The organism is Nonomuraea roseola (assembly GCF_039535395.1).
Taxonomy (GTDB): domain Bacteria; phylum Actinomycetota; class Actinomycetes; order Streptosporangiales; family Streptosporangiaceae; genus Nonomuraea; species Nonomuraea roseola.
In genome coordinates this window covers 2,713,157-2,727,311 of sequence record NZ_BAAAXC010000015.1, presented here as the reverse complement: position 1 = coordinate 2,727,311, position 14,155 = coordinate 2,713,157, and the positions used below count along the sequence as shown (strand labels likewise).

The window sequence follows — 14,155 nt, the reverse complement described above, 5'->3', positions numbered from 1 at the left end:
GCCTCCTCACAGTGGCTTCACGTATGCGCGAGCCGTCCGGTTCATCGGGAACCTCGCGACGAGCCCCCCGCCCTGTACGGCCAGCGTCCCGCCGTGCAGGGTCGCGATGTCCCTGGCGATCGGCAGGCCGAGGCCGACGCCGCCGCCGTCCCTCGCCCTCGCCTCGTCCAGCCTGGTGAAGCGGTCGAAGACCGCCTCCCTGTGCTCGTGAGGGATCCCTGGCCCGTCGTCGAGCACCTCGAGGACGGCCTCGCCGTCCTTCTCATACACGCGGACCTCGACGATGGTGGCGGCGTGCCGTACGGCGTTGTCCACGAGGTTGACGACCAGGCGGGAGAGGTGACCGCGCGAGCCGTTGATCACCACGTCGGGGCTGATGTCCATCACAACGGACTTGCCCGGCCGCGCCGACTCCTCGGCCGCGACCTGGCCGAGGTCGAGTTCCTCTGTCCTGAGCGGCTCGCCCGCGTCGAGCCTGGCCAGCAGGAGCAGATCGCCCGCGAGCGCCTGGAGGCGCGCGAGGTCGGCGAGCGCCTCCGTGGTGTCCTCCGTGGGAGGGGCCAGCTCCAGCCTCGCCCTGAGCGTCGCGATCGGGCTGCGCAGCTCGTGCGCGGCGTCGGCGACGAACCTCTTGTGCCGCTCGACCGCCGTCTCCAGCCGGTCGAGCGTGCCGTTCACGGTGGTGGCCAGCCTGGCGATCTCGTCGCCCGAGTCGGGGACGGGCACGCGCTGATGCAGGTCACGGGCGGTGATGTCGGCCACCTTGGTCCTGATGGCCGCCACGGGGGCCAGCGCCCTGCCGACGGAGAACCACGTCATCCCCGCCACCACCGCGAGCAGGAGGGGCACGCCCGGCAACAGGAGGCCGTTCAACGTGGCGAGCGCCTCCTCGGCCCCCACCAGCGAGGCACGACCCCACACGGTGACCGTGCCCGCCTTCGTGGAGACGTCCATGGTGGCCACCGCGAAGTCATCGGTCGCCTGCCAGGGGATCGCGGCGCGCGTGGTGGCCGCGTTGACGAGCTGCACGTCGGGGTCCGTGGTGAGCGAGGGGAGCGTGGCCTGCTGCGCGGGCACCGCCTCGACGGCCATCGGCACCGCCGAGACCACCTTCCTGGCCGCCTCCGCGTTCGCGCTGCGTTCCAGGCTGCCCTTGAGCGACGAGACCAGGACCGCCGCCGCGATGCCGAGCGCGACGGCCACGACGATCGTGGCAGCGATCGTGGCGCGAAGCCGTACGTTCATGCCGCCTCCAGCCGGTAGCCCGCGCCGCGTACGGTCACCAGCGTCGTCCTGCCGAACGGCAGGTCGATCTTGCGACGCAGCGCGCTGATGTACACCTCGACGATGTTGGGGTCGCCCTCGTAGCTGAAGTCCCATGCCTGCGCGAGCAGCTCGCTCTTGGAGACCACCTCGCCGGGCCTGCGGGCCAGGCCGTGCAGGACCGCGAACTCCTTGGGGGTCAGCGCGATCTCCGTCTCGCCCCTGCGGCAGCGCAGTCCGGCCGGGTCGATCGTGAGGTCGCCGACCGTGAGTGACACGGGGCGCTCCTTGCCCCCTCGCCTGACCAGCGCGCGCAGCCTGGCCAGCAGCACGACGTAGGAGAACGGCTTGGCCAGGTAGTCGTCGGCGCCGTTGTCGAGAGCCTCCGCCTCGTCGTAGACGCCGTCCTTGGCGGTCAGCATCATGATGGGCGTCCAGTTGCCCGCCTCGCGGAGCTTCGAGCAGATCGCGTAGCCGTTCAGCCTGGGCAGCATGACGTCGAGGACGATCACGTCGTAGTCGTTCTCCTTGGCCATCCACAGCCCGTCACGGCCGTCGTAGGCGACGTCGACGGCGAAGCCCTCGCCGGTCAGGCCGCCCTTGACCAGGTCGGCCAGCCTCTTCTCGTCTTCGACCAGTAGCACTCGCACGTCCATCAGGGTGCCTCACGCCACCTAAAGCCAACCTGAAGATCGTTTCGGGTGCGTTCAGGGTGCCTTCAGGTTCGGAGGGCCAGGCTGCGAGCGTTCCTTCCCGAACAAAGGAGATGACATTGTTCAAGCGACGTATCGCCGCTCTGGGCGCCGTGACCGCCCTTCTGCTCGCCGGTGGCCTCGTGGGCTCGGCCAACGCCTCCGACGAGCCGCCCGCCAAGGCGGGCACCTGCGTGACCAGCGACGGCAAGACCTTCGACTTCACCCAGGCGGTGCCCGCGCACAAGATCGAGGGCAGCATGGTCGCGATCAAGGTGGACGACGACGGGATCGAGGTGACCAAGCCCGAGGGCGTCGAGAGCGTGGAGCGCTGGAGCGAGACCACCGGCGCCGTCGCCGCCACGCCGGCGCAGCCCGCCAAGCCGAACGCCGATGGCGGCGGCGAGGACATCCCGACCGTCATCAGCGTGGCTCCCGTCACCGGCGAGCCCTCCGCCGACGGCCCCGGCGACAAGGAGCTCGCCACGGCCGTCACCATCACCTGCACCGCCAAGTAGCCGCACAGGGCACGGGGGTCCAGTACGGCAGACTTCAGGTGAAGGACGGGTGCGGGCCGAGCGCCCAGTACTCGAAGAGCCCGTGGCCGACCTGCCCGTCATACTCGAAGCGCCCGACCGCGTCCACCATGCCCCACATGCGGCCGGCGTCCTCGGGCAAGGTGTAGGTCACCCCCTCGACCACGGGCTCGCTCCCCTGGTACATCCCGTGCTTCCAGCCGGGCTCCAGGCCGTACCCGGTGCCGACCATCAGGTGGACGGGCAGGATCGGCGTGCAGCGCACCTCGATCTTCCCGATGGTGATGGTGGCCTCGACGACGTCGCGGGTGCCGGGGGCGTAGACGGGGTGGTACTCAGGACGGCCGAGATACTCCTCCTCCCTGCCGTCCGACCACACCCTGACAGCCTCCTCCAGCACCCTGCGCCCCTTCTCGTCCTCCTGGACGATGCAGAGGATGGCGTGGTCCTCGAACTGCATGGGGGCGTAGAGCCAGTAGAAGGTGCCGGGGTTCTTCGCCTGGATGCCGGGGGGTTCGGGCTCGCCGACCGGCCGGATGCCCCATGAGCGATCCCTGGTTCCCATCCAGGTGTCGACGGGGATGGTCCGGGAGTCGAGGACGATGCTGCCCGACCAGTGGCCCGTCTGGGCCATCCGTACGGAGTCGAAGATCACGCGCTCCTGCCAGCGGACGAAGTGCCGAGGCTCGAGCGTCGCGGGGATAGCGCCCGTCCAGGTCAGGTCGAAGGAGAGGCCATGCTCGTTCGGCTCGAGCACGACCCTGAGCCGCTTGAGCCCTTCGAGGACCTCGATCCTGAACGGGCCGACCCCGGTGTCCATACGGTCGAGTCCGAGCTCGCGCGAAGCTCGGACGACCCGGTGCAGGTGGGCGTGCCGTACGACGGCGAAGGCGTCGGTGACGCCCAGATTGGGGTACTGCCCCATGCCGACGATGAGCATGAGCTCGTCGGAGCCAGGGTGGCAGTTGAAGTAGTAGCGATCGTAGAAGTTGCGATCTGACGTAGCGACATGCCGCATGACCTCGGGGGCCTGGTGGATCGGTAGGTCGTCCAGCGGTGACAGGGTCATGCGCTGGTTGTAGCAAGCGCTTGGTTAAAGGTCAACGCGGCCGTGCCTCGGGCACGGCCGCGTTGAACCGTCAGGACATCTTCTTGGCGGCCTGGTCGACCTTTTCGGCCGCCTGCTCCGCGTTCGACGAGACCTTGTCCGTTGTCTGGTCGGCTCGTTCACTGACCCAACGAGAGGCGTCAGAGGCGGAGTCCTTCATGTGGTCGGTCCACTGCTGGGCATTGCGCCGATAGAACATGTATCCGGCCGCGCCCAGCGCGAGGCCGGTGACAAGGACGAGCGTCGGCCACCGGCGGGACTTCGCCGGTGTCGGGTCGATCCTGCCCGCGGCCTGGGTCAGCAACGCGCTGACCGCCGGGGCGATCTGATCCTCGACCCTGTGTGCGGCGCCCTCCAGTTTGGGAGCCGCCCAGTAACGAGCGTCCTCGATCCGGTGCGCGGCCGCCACCTTGGCCTGGTCCGCCACCGGGACGAGCCGATCTCCGGCTCGCATAGCCTGGGCCTTCATTCGGCCCATCCACGTCGCGGGCATCTCGACCACGACGCGGTGCTTTCTGAGTGTCAGGGACACGACAACCTCCCCAGTCGTTTGGGGCCCCGCAGCGTGACCTTCCCGGTACAAGGCGGCTCAATCATGACGAGCCGTGGGAGGATGCTTGAACGGCCCCATCGGCCGTGACATCCAAACCATCACAGAACAACCCTGTGCACAGAGGGGGGCAGCTGTCTCGTGGCTGAGAAGCTGATCGCGAACATGCAGACCAACTATGGTCTGATCAAGATCGAACTCTTCCCGAACAAGGCGCCGAAGACGGTCCGTAACTTCGTGGAGCTCGCCGAGGGCACCAAGGAGTGGACGCACCCGGGCACCGGTGAGAAGAGCACCGATCGCTACTACGACGGCACCATCTTCCACCGCGTCATCTCCGGATTCATGATCCAGGGAGGCGACCCGCTCGGCCAGGGCATCGGCGGCCCCGGCTACGAGTTCGACGACGAGATCCACCCCGAGCTCGTCTTCAACAAGCCCTACCTGCTCGCCATGGCCAACGCGGGCATCCGCTTCGGCAAGGGCACCAACGGCTCGCAGTTCTTCATCACCGTGGGCCCGCAGCCGCACCTCAACCGCAAGCACTCGATCTTCGGTGAGGTCATCGAGGGCCAGGACGTCGTCGACACCATCGCCAGGGTGGAGACCGGTCGCAACGACCGCCCCGCCAAGGACGTCGTCATCGAGTCGCTGACGATCGACCGCGTCGAGGCCTGACGCGCGGGCGGGCCCGCTCGCCGCAGGAGAAACGTGCCCGACGGACCACCAGCACGATTCGGGTCCAGCGGGCACGTTTCTCATGAGTAGGCTGGCGGTCAGTGGACGAGAAAGGCTCCTCATGACCAGCCAGCCGCCCAGCCCTCCTTCGCAGCCCGCGGAGCAGGTCCCGACGTGCTACCGCCATCCGGGCCGTGAGACGTGGGTCCGCTGCCAACGCTGCGACCGGCCCATCTGCCCCGACTGCATGCGCGACGCCGCGGTGGGCTTCCAGTGCCCCGAGTGCGTGGCCGAGGGCAACAAGACGGTGCGGCACGCCCAGTCGGTCTTCGGCGGCGCCGTGGTCAGCACGCCCTACGTGACGTGGGCCGTTCTCGGCATCAACCTGCTCGCCTTCGCCCTGCAGTGGCTCACGGGACAGCAGATCACCACCGACTTCGGCATGTGGGTCGCCGGCGTGGCGATCAACGACCAGTACTACCGGATGATCACAGCGGCGTTCCTGCACGGCAGCGTCTTCCACATCCTGTTCAACAGCTACGCGCTCTACCTGGTGGGACCGCAGCTCGAACGCGCCTTCGGGCACGTCAAGTTCACCGCCCTCTACCTGCTCAGCGCGCTGGGCGGCTCGGTGCTCGGCTACTGGTTCGACGACCCGCGCACGCTGACGGTGGGCGCGTCCGGCGCCATCTTCGGCCTCTTCGCCGCGATCTTCGTCGTGGGCCGGCGGCTCAGGTTCGACGTGCGCGGCGTGGCCGTCCTCATCGTCATCAACCTGGTGATCACGTTCGTCTTCCCCGGGATCAGCTGGACCGGTCACATCGGCGGCCTGATCACCGGCGCGGTGCTCGCCGCGGCGATGGCTTACGCCCCCAGAAGCCACCGCGTCCTGTTCCAGACACTGGCGCTCCTGGGGGTCTTTCTGGCGCTCGTCGCCCTGGTCGTGATCAGGACAGGAGTGCTGCTCTCCTGATTTTCCCCAGGCTGTGGAAAACCTGTGGAAAGAACTAACGCCAGCGGGTGGAAAGCACCACACCGAAGATGATGAAAACGAACCCGATGAGCAGGTTCCAGTTGGCGAGCGTCCCGAACAGGGGCGCTTGTGGGGCCACATAGTAGATCGCGATCCACAGGATCCCGATGATCCACGACACGACCATGGTCGGTGCCAGCCACCTCGGGCTGAGCTTGACCTCTTGCGACTTCTGCGGCGGTGTGTAAACCGCCTTCTTGCGTGTCTTCGGCTTGGGCACTGGATAACTCCTGCTGGCGGCCTGGGCCATCCGGACAGTCCCCAGGCTCTATCGTGTGGCCCAGGATAGTCGCCACGCGCGGAACATGGCGATCCCCGACATCCGCGAGCCCCCTGAATACGCTGACCAGCGTGAGGGCGCTGCTGAGGACGGCCGGTGAGCTGAGCATCACCGCGGGTCTGGTCATGCTCCTGTTCTGCGGCTACCTGCTCTGGGGCACCGGCGCCTACACCCAGCGCCAGCAGCTCCTGCTGCAGCGCCAACTCGACGAGGAGCGGGGCGACACGCAGGCCGAGTTGGGCAAGATCGCGCTCGGCAGGGCCGTCGCGCTGCTGCGGATCCCCAGGTTGGGCAAGGACTGGCAGTACGCCGTGGTCGAGGGCGTCGACGCCGAGCACCTGAAGAAGGGGCCTGGCCACTACCCGGGCTCGGCCGCGGCCGGAAGGGTCGGCAACTTCGTCCTGTCGGGTCACCGCACCACCTATGCGGCGCCGTTCAACCGCATCGACGAGCTGAGGCGCGACGACGAGATCGTCGTGGACGCCCGCGAGGCGCGCTACACCTACCGCGTCACCTCGCAGGACATCGTGCAACCCGAGGACGTCGAGGTCCTCGCCGCGGTGCCGGGCAAGCCCGACATCACCCCCGTCAGAGCGATGATCACGCTCATCAGCTGCCATCCCGAGTACTCGGCCGCCCAGCGGCTCATCGTGTACGGCGTGCTCAAGGACACCGAGCCGAGAAAGGTCTGACGTGTACGGCTGGATCTGGCGTCATCTGCCCGGCTCTTTCGGGGTGCGGCTCCTCACGGCCCTCGTCCTGGTGGCCGGGGCGGGAACCGTACTCTGGTATGCGGTGTTTCCACTACTAGAGCCCGCTGTGACGCTGGATGAGGTGACTGTCCGCAAATGATCCTTGTGGTGGACAACCACGACAGCTTCGTCCACAACATCGTGCAGTACCTGCGCGAGCTGGGCGCGCTGTGCGACGTCCTGCCGCGAGACGTGGTGGCGGTGGAGGACGTCGACCGCTACGACGGCGTGCTGGTGAGCCCCGGCCCCGGCACGCCCGAGGCCGCGGGCGTCAGCGTCCCCCTGGTGCGGTACGCGGCCGAGCGCGGCACACCGCTGCTCGGCGTCTGCCTCGGGCACCAGGCGATCGCCGTTGCGTACGGCGCGGCGGTCTCCAGGGCGCCCGAGCTCATGCACGGTCGCACCAGCGCGGTCACGCACGACGGCAGAGGCGTCTTCGAGGGGCTGCCGTCGCCTGTGACGATGACGCGCTACCACTCGCTCGCCGTACGGCCTGAGACGGTGCCTGAGGAGCTCGAGGTGAGCGCTCGGACGGCGGAGGGGGTCATCATGGGCCTCAGACACCGCTCCGCGCCGATCGAGGGGGTCCAGTTCCATCCGGAGTCGGTGCTGTCGGAGCACGGGCACTGGCTGCTGGGCAACTGGCTCAAGTCGATCCTGTAACACCGCGGGGCCCCGGAACGACTACTCAATGAACGTCCCCGCCATCGCCCCCGAGTGGCGGGGACGTTTCCACGCGACGTGCCGGGGTGAATGTCCCCGACGTCCGATCCGCCCCCGAGTGGCGGGGACGTTTCCGTGCGACGTGCCGGGGTGAACGTCCCCGACGTCCGATCCGCCCCCGAGTGGCGGGGACGAGTCTCGGCGCGAGGTCTGCCCCGGAGTGGTGGGGGAGCCGGTTCGGCTTCCCGGGTGAACGCTTCCGGCGACCGACCTGCTCCCGAGTGGCGGGCGGTTCCTGGGTGGCTGGCCGGGTGAGCGCGGGAGTCTTCGGGGACAAGGCAGCGGCCCTCTCCCGGGATGGGAGAGGGCCGCTGTCAGGTCAGGGTCACGGGCCGAGGTCTGGGGGCTCGCCCGTGTCGTCCCCAGGATCCTCCGTCGCGTCGTCGGTCGGGATGTCCGTCGGCTCCTCGGTCGGCGTGAACGTCGGCTCCTCGGTCGGCTGCACCTCAGGACCCGTGGAGACCACGATCGTGACCGTCGTCCTCTGGTTCTGGTTCGTCCCCGCCTCGGGGCTCTGGGTGATGACCGTGCCAGGCGCCTGCTCGTTGGCCTGCGGGACGACCTTCACCTTGAAGCCCTCGGCCTTGAGGGTCCGCTCGGCGTCCTCCTGCGTCTGGCCGACCACGCTGGGCACCGGCACCTGCGCCTTGGGCACGTAGAGCTTGACCGAGGTGCCCTCCGGCACCGACTCGCCCGACTTGGGCTTGGTGTCGAAGACCTTGTCCTGCTCCCTGGAGGAGACCGCAGGGGTGACCACACCCTCGAGCCCTTCCGCCTCCAGCGCCCTTCGCGCGTCCTCAGGAGACATGCCGATCAGGCCGTCGGGCACCTTGACCTTCGCGACGCCCAGAGAGATCTTGAGCGTGACCGTGGCGCCCTCGTCCACCTTGGTCCCCGCCAGCGGGTCGGAGCTGATGACCACGCCCTTCTCGACCTCGGCGCTGTGCTCCTCGGTGATCGCCGGCTTCAGCTTGAGGCTGACGAGCTTGGCCTCGGCGTCCTTCTGGGTCTGCGTCGCCAGCGGCGGCACCGTGATCTGCGACGCGGTCGGCGTGCCCTCCGAGGCGAGGAACTGGTAGCCCACGAAGATGAACGCGCCGATGATCAGCAGCGGGATCAGGACCCAGGCCGCGGTCTTCAGCGCGGTGTTCCCGCCGCCGCCACCGGCTGCCGCGCGCCGCCTGCCCGCACGGGTGGGCGGCTCGCCCTCGCCGTACTCGTAGGGCGGGATCGCGCTGGTGCGCTGCGTGGCGTGGCCCGCGCCCTGGGTGGCGGCCATGGTGCGGGTGCCCGAGCCGTAGTTGTTGGACAGCGTCATCGTCTGCGCTTCGACCGGCACGCCGGACATCGCACGCTGTATGTCGGCGCGCATCTCGCCCGCGCCCTGGTAGCGGTGCGCGGGGTCCTTGGCCATCGCCTTCAGCACGATGGCGTCGGCCCACTTGGGGATCTCGGGGTCGATCTGCGACGGCGGGATGGGCTCCTCGCGCACGTGCTGGTAGGCGATCGCGACGGGAGAGTCGCCGGTGAACGGCGGCTGCCCCGTCAGCAGCTCGTACAGCACGCAGCCGGTGGAGTAGATGTCGCTGCGGGCGTCGACCCGCTCGCCCCGAGCCTGCTCAGGGGAGAGGTACTGCGCTGTCCCTATCACCTGCGCGGTCTGCGTCATCGTGGCGGCGGAGTCGGCCATCGCGCGGGCGATTCCGAAGTCCATGACCTTGACGTCGCCGTTGCGGGTGATCATCACGTTGGCCGGCTTGATGTCGCGGTGCACGATGCCGCCGCGGTGGCTGTAGTCGAGCGCCCTCAGGATGCCGTCGACCAGCTCGACCGCGCGCTCGGGCAGCAGCCGTCTGTCGGCCCTGAGCAGATCGCGCAGCGTGCGTCCGTCGACGTACTCCATCACGATGTACGGCACGGGCGCGCCTTCGGAGTTGTCCTCGCCCGTGTCGTAGACCGCGACGACCGCAGGGTGGTTCAGCGACGCCGCGGACTGGGCCTCGCGGCGGAAACGGGCCTGGAAGGTGTGGTCGCGCGCGAGATCGGCCCGGAGCGTCTTGATCGCCACGATGCGGTCCAGCCGGATGTCTCGGGCGCGATACACCTCGGCCATGCCGCCACGCCCGACGACGCCGTCGAGCTCGTAGCGACCTCCGAGTCGCCGAGGCTGAGTCATTTCCTGCACTGTCCCTTACCGTTCATCTTGGGTACCGGCCGGCTCGCAGGCCGCCAGTGTCCATCATCGACCCCGCGACGCATCACGTCTCCTCGTTCGGCGGGATGGTTTCACCCGGGTCTGGGGAGCCAGTTGGTGTCACTGTTGGCGTCGGGGTGGGGGTTGGCGTTGGTGTGGGCGTCGGGGTCGGGGTCGGCTTCGGCGTCTTCGTCGGCCGCTGCGTGGGAGTGGCCGACGTGCTTACCGTAGCTGACCGTGAGGGTACCGGCCGTGACGTCTTAGGTGGAACCGTCGCGGGCCGTCGGGGTGGCGTCTTGGTCCTGCTCGGCTTCACGGTAGGACGCGTTTCCGCCGTTTTTGTGGGCTGTATCACGTTGGGCGTTTCGTTGGTGCTGAAATTGGCGATAGTGAACGTCCCAAGCCCCACGGCCGCCGCGGCTCCCGCCGTCGCGACCATCACGATGGTGCGCCTTCGCCGGGGGCGCGGCGTCTCGGCGGCGGTCTCGGCCGCCCACGGCTCCGGATCGGTCGGCACCGGCCTGGGGTCGGTGGCGGCTCCGCCGTACGGTGGCTCGGTGGGCGGGCCGTACGGCGGGTCGGCGCCTGCGCCGTCAGGGGGGTTGGTGCCGGGGCCGTACGGGGGGTTGGTGCCCGCGCCGCCGTACGGAGGGTTGACCCGGAATCCCGCGGGGTCGGTGAGCAGCGACAGTTCGGTGCCGAGGTCGTCGGCGCCCAGCACCGACTGGCGCAGCACGAACGCCCTGTCGGCCAGCTCGCGCGCGCTCGCGGGCCGCATGGAGGGCTCCTTGGCGAGCAGCGCCATGACCAGCCCGCGCACCGGCGCGGGGATCGACTCGGGCAGCGGCGGCGGCGGCGCGTTGAGGTGCTGGAGCGCGATCGCCACCTGGCTGTCGGCGTGGAACGGCGTGGTGCCCGTCAGGCACTCGTAGGCCACCACGCCCAGGGAGTAGAGGTCGGTGGAGGGCGTCAGCGCCAGGCCCTGCGCCTGCTCGGGGCTGACGTACTGGGCGGTGCCGAGCACGGTACCCGTCTGTGTGACGGGCGCGGCCTCCATGGAGCGGGCGATGCCGAAGTCCGTCACCTTGATCGTGCCCTCGCGGGTGACGAGCAGGTTGCCCGGCTTGATGTCGCGGTGGATGATGCCCGCGGAGTGCGCGGCCTGCAGCGCCTTGGCGGTCTGGTGGATCACGTCGAGCGCCACCTCGGGGCCCAGCGCGCCGTTGCGGGCGAGAATCGCCGACAGCGGCTCGCCGGGGACCAGCTCCATCACCAGGTAGGCCAGGTCGCTCTGCTCGCCGTAGTCGAAGACCTGGGCGATGCCGGGGTCGGACAGCCCCGCGGTGATGCGCGCCTCGTTGCGGAAGCGGGCGAGGAAGCTCGGATCGGCGGCCACGCCGCCCCGCATGATCTTGACGGCGACCTCGCGACCGAGCAGTTCGTCCCTGGCCCGCCAGACCTCGCCCATGCCGCCGGCGGCGATGCGCGACACCAGGAGGTAGCGCTCGCCGAGCCTGCGGCTGGGAGAGGTCACTTGTTGAGCACCGCCTCCATCACGGCCTTCGCGATCGGGGCCGCGGTCTGGCCACCGGAGGCGTCGGTGCCCGCGCTGCCCGACTCGACGATGACCGCGACGGCCACCTCGGGGTTCTTGGCGTCTGCGAAGGAGATGAACCAGGCGTGCGGCGCCTTGCCCTGGACGGTCTGCGCGGTGCCCGTCTTGCCGCCGACCTCGACGCCGGAGATCTGGGCGCGGCTTGCGGTGCCGTTGTTGACGACGCTGACCATCATCTGCCTGAGCTTGGCCGCGGTCTCGGAGCTGACGGCCTCGGAGAGCTCCTCGGGCTCGGCCTCCTCGATGGTGTCGTTCTTGGCGTCGGTGATCTTCTGCACCAGATAGGGCTTCATGACCTTGCCGTCGTTGGCGATGCCGGCGGCGATCATGGCCATCTGGAGCGGCGTCATCTGGTTGCTGCGCTGGCCGATGGAGGCCTGCGCGAGCGCCGCCTGGTCCTCCTTGGGGCCGACGTCGCTCTTGGACACGCCCATGGGAATGGTCAGCGGCTGGCCGACGCCGAACTTCGCCGCCTGCTCTGCCATCTGGTCGTAGCCGAGGTCCATGCCGATCTTGCCGAACGGCGTGTTGCAGGAGCGCTCGAGCGCGTAGACCAGCGGCACCTGGCCGCCACCGCAGGCCGCGCCGCCCGAGTTGGGCAGGTCGGCGGTGGTGTTGGGCAGGTCGAGCACCTGGGGCGCTGGGACGATCGTCTGCCCGTCGCGGCTGGAGTCGTCCTCGAGGAAGGCCGCCGCGGTCAGCACCTTGTAGGTGGAGCCGGGCGGATAGGTGCGGTTGATCGCCCTGTTGACCAGCGGACCGTTGGTCTTGTCCTTGTCGAGCTTGTTGTAGGCCCCGAACACCGTCGGCTTGTCGGTGCCCGACAGCACGTTCGGGTCGTAGGTGGGCAGCGAGACCAGGGTCAGGATCGCGCCGGTCTTCGGGTTGAGCGCGACGACCGCGCCCCTCTTGCCGCTGGCCGACAGCGCCTCGTGGGCGGCCTTCTGCGCCTTCGGGTTGATCGTGACCTCGACGTTGGCGCCGCGCGTGGGCTCGCCGGTGAACAGGTCGATGCTCCTGCGCAGCAGCAGGTCGGGGTGGGTGGAGTCGAGGTAGCGGTTCTCGCTGTTCTCGATCGCCGACTCGCTCTCCGGCGAGAAGAACCCTGTGACGTGCGCGAAGACCTTGCCGTCGGGATAGTTCCGTACGAAACGGAAGTCGCCCTTCTTCTTCTCCACCGACTGGGCCAGGATCGTGCCACCGGCCGTGATACGTCCGCGCTGCACGTCGTAGCGATCGAAGTAGTTGCGGATGTTTCTGGCGTCGGAGCGCAGCTCCTCGGCCTTCAGGGCCTGCAGGTAGTTCACATTCAGCATGAGAAGGCCGAACATGACGAGACAGGCCACCGCCGCGCGCTTGAGAGTGCCGTTCATCGCTGGAACACCTGCGTCAGTCCTTCGTCCTGGATCGCCTGGGGCGGGGGGCGTCGGGCGGCATCAGACATGCGTACCAGCAGGGCGATAAGGATCCAGTTAGCAAGCAGCGCCGAACCACCCTGTGACATGAACGGCGTGACCAGGCCGGTCAACGGGATCAGATTCGTCACGCCGCCGACGATGATGAAGAGCTGCCAGGCGAGCACGAACGACAGGCCACCCGCCAGGAGCTTGGAGAACGGGTCGCGGGCCGCGATCGAGGTGCGCAGCCCGCGCTCCACGATCAGCGCGTAGATCAGCAGCAGCGCCATCAGGCCGGTGAGGCCCAGTTCCTCGCCGACCGCGGCGAAGATGAAGTCGGAGTAGGCCAGCGGGATCTTCTGGGGGTAACCCTGACCGAGCCCGGTGCCCAGGATGCCACCCGCGCCCATGCCGAACATCCCCTGCATGAGCTGGTAGCTGCCGCCCACCTCGCGGTCGTAGAACTCGGGGGCGCTCGGATTGAGCCACACCTCGAAGCGGTCACCGACGTGGTCGAAGAGCTGCCCCGCGATGAATGCGCCACCGACGAACAGCAGGATCCCGATCAGCACCCATGAGGTCCGCTGGGTGGCGATGTAGAGCATCACGATGAAGCCGCCGAACAGCAGCAGCGAGGAGCCCAGGTCGCGCTGGAGCACCAGAACGCCGATGGCGACCACCCAGGTGATGATCACCGGACCGAGGTCTCTGGCGCGTGGCAGGTCGATGAAGAGCAGCCGCCGCCCGGCCAGTGCCAGGACGTCGCGCTTGGCCACCAGGTAACCGGCGAAGAAGACGACGAGAGCGATCTTGGCGAACTCTGACGGCTGGATGGAGAAGCCGAAGATGCTGATCCAGATCCGCGCGCCGAAGAACTCGCGGCCGAGACCGGGGATGAGCGGGGACAGCAGCAGGATCAGGCCGATGAAGCCCGCGGTGTAGGTGAGGCGTTGCAGGGCGCGGTGGTCGCGCAGCACGATCAGCGTCACCGTGAAGAGCACCACGCCGACACCGGTCATGACGATCTGATTGGTGGCCGACGCCTCCTCCTGGCCCCCTACCTCCAGGCGGTAGATCATCACCAGGCCAAGCCCGTTGACCAGCGTCACCAGCGGCAGGATGAGCGGGTCCGCCCAAGGGGCGAACTTGGCCAGCACCAGGTAGGCGATCAGCATGAGGCCGCCCAGGCTCAGGCCGTACGTCAGCATGCCCGAAGGGATGGCGCCGTCGACGGCCAGACCGACGTTGGCGTAGGCCAACATGACGATCGCCACGGCGCCGGCCAGCATGAACAGCTGCGCCGCGCGACGCTTGGCCGGCATGGGGACGGGGGT

14 protein-coding genes are annotated in these 14,155 nt (G+C 68.7%); 5 read left to right on the top strand and 9 right to left on the bottom strand.

Annotation, left to right across the window (positions count from 1 at the left end):
• Positions 1-6: 6 nt before the first annotated feature.
• Positions 7-1,245: a sensor histidine kinase gene (locus ABFX55_RS36210; RefSeq protein WP_346127379.1), complete on the bottom strand. Its 1,239-nt coding sequence runs from the start codon at positions 1,243-1,245 to the stop codon at positions 7-9.
• Complete coding sequence (locus ABFX55_RS36205; RefSeq protein WP_183652961.1) at positions 1,242-1,913, bottom strand: response regulator transcription factor; 672 nt, start codon at positions 1,911-1,913, stop codon at positions 1,242-1,244. Before ABFX55_RS36205 ends, ABFX55_RS36210 begins: the two co-directional genes overlap by 4 nt.
• Positions 1,914-2,035: 122 nt before the next feature.
• On the opposite strand from ABFX55_RS36205, the gene ABFX55_RS36200 reads away from it, so the two are divergent.
• Positions 2,036-2,473 carry a hypothetical protein gene (locus ABFX55_RS36200; RefSeq protein ID WP_346127377.1) on the top strand — a complete coding sequence of 146 codons (438 nt, stop codon included), beginning with the start codon at positions 2,036-2,038 and terminating at the stop codon, positions 2,471-2,473.
• 34 nt (positions 2,474-2,507) lie between these two features.
• On the opposite strand, the gene ABFX55_RS36195 is transcribed toward ABFX55_RS36200, so the two are convergent.
• Together ABFX55_RS36195 and ABFX55_RS36190 are read right to left on the bottom strand one after the other, a co-directional pair.
• Positions 2,508-3,560, bottom strand: coding sequence for an Rv3169 family protein (locus ABFX55_RS36195; protein ID WP_346127375.1), 1,053 nt, complete (start codon positions 3,558-3,560; stop codon positions 2,508-2,510).
• Between the two features lie 70 nt (positions 3,561-3,630).
• On the bottom strand, positions 3,631-4,101 hold the full coding sequence (locus ABFX55_RS36190; RefSeq protein WP_346127373.1) for a hypothetical protein: 471 nt from the start codon (positions 4,099-4,101) through the stop codon (positions 3,631-3,633).
• A 189-nt stretch (positions 4,102-4,290) separates the two neighbouring features.
• On the opposite strand from ABFX55_RS36190, the gene ABFX55_RS36185 reads away from it, so the two are divergent.
• Both ABFX55_RS36185 and ABFX55_RS36180 read left to right on the top strand, forming a co-directional pair.
• The gene (locus ABFX55_RS36185) at positions 4,291-4,827 is read left to right on the top strand and encodes a peptidylprolyl isomerase (RefSeq protein WP_425567468.1); all 537 of its coding nucleotides are present in this window, start codon (positions 4,291-4,293) and stop codon (positions 4,825-4,827) included.
• A gap of 247 nt (positions 4,828-5,074) precedes the next feature.
• A complete protein-coding gene (locus ABFX55_RS36180; protein ID WP_346127371.1) occupies positions 5,075-5,800 on the top strand; it encodes a rhomboid family intramembrane serine protease in 726 nt (241 codons plus the stop codon).
• Between the two features lie 34 nt (positions 5,801-5,834).
• Here ABFX55_RS36180 and ABFX55_RS36175 read toward each other — a convergent pair whose 3' ends face one another.
• Positions 5,835-6,080, bottom strand: a complete 246-nt coding sequence (locus ABFX55_RS36175; protein WP_183652946.1) for a cell division protein CrgA — start codon at positions 6,078-6,080, stop codon at positions 5,835-5,837.
• Between the two features lie 131 nt (positions 6,081-6,211).
• Between ABFX55_RS36175 and ABFX55_RS36170 the strand changes: the two genes are divergently transcribed.
• Both ABFX55_RS36170 and ABFX55_RS36165 read left to right on the top strand, forming a co-directional pair.
• Entirely contained in the window at positions 6,212-6,832 is a 621-nt protein-coding gene (locus ABFX55_RS36170) for a class E sortase (RefSeq protein WP_346127369.1), read from the top strand.
• Between the two features lie 156 nt (positions 6,833-6,988).
• Positions 6,989-7,555, top strand: a complete 567-nt coding sequence (locus tag ABFX55_RS36165) for an anthranilate synthase component II (protein ID WP_183652940.1) — start codon at positions 6,989-6,991, stop codon at positions 7,553-7,555.
• A 385-nt stretch (positions 7,556-7,940) separates the two neighbouring features.
• On the opposite strand, the gene pknB is transcribed toward ABFX55_RS36165, so the two are convergent.
• The 4 genes from pknB to ABFX55_RS36145 all read right to left on the bottom strand — a co-directional run bounded on the left by pknB (position 7,941) and on the right by ABFX55_RS36145 (position 14,143).
• Positions 7,941-9,791, bottom strand: a complete 1,851-nt coding sequence (gene pknB / locus ABFX55_RS36160) for a Stk1 family PASTA domain-containing Ser/Thr kinase (protein WP_346127367.1) — start codon at positions 9,789-9,791, stop codon at positions 7,941-7,943.
• 82 nt (positions 9,792-9,873) lie between these two features.
• On the bottom strand, positions 9,874-11,343 hold the full coding sequence (locus ABFX55_RS36155; RefSeq protein WP_346127365.1) for a serine/threonine-protein kinase: 1,470 nt from the start codon (positions 11,341-11,343) through the stop codon (positions 9,874-9,876).
• Positions 11,340-12,797 carry a peptidoglycan D,D-transpeptidase FtsI family protein gene (locus ABFX55_RS36150; RefSeq protein WP_346127363.1) on the bottom strand — a complete coding sequence of 486 codons (1,458 nt, stop codon included), beginning with the start codon at positions 12,795-12,797 and terminating at the stop codon, positions 11,340-11,342. Before ABFX55_RS36150 ends, ABFX55_RS36155 begins: the two co-directional genes overlap by 4 nt.
• Positions 12,794-14,143 carry an FtsW/RodA/SpoVE family cell cycle protein gene (locus ABFX55_RS36145; RefSeq protein WP_346131361.1) on the bottom strand — a complete coding sequence of 450 codons (1,350 nt, stop codon included), beginning with the start codon at positions 14,141-14,143 and terminating at the stop codon, positions 12,794-12,796. The genes ABFX55_RS36150 and ABFX55_RS36145 overlap by 4 nt, the downstream gene beginning before the upstream one ends.
• Positions 14,144-14,155 lie beyond the last annotated feature (12 nt).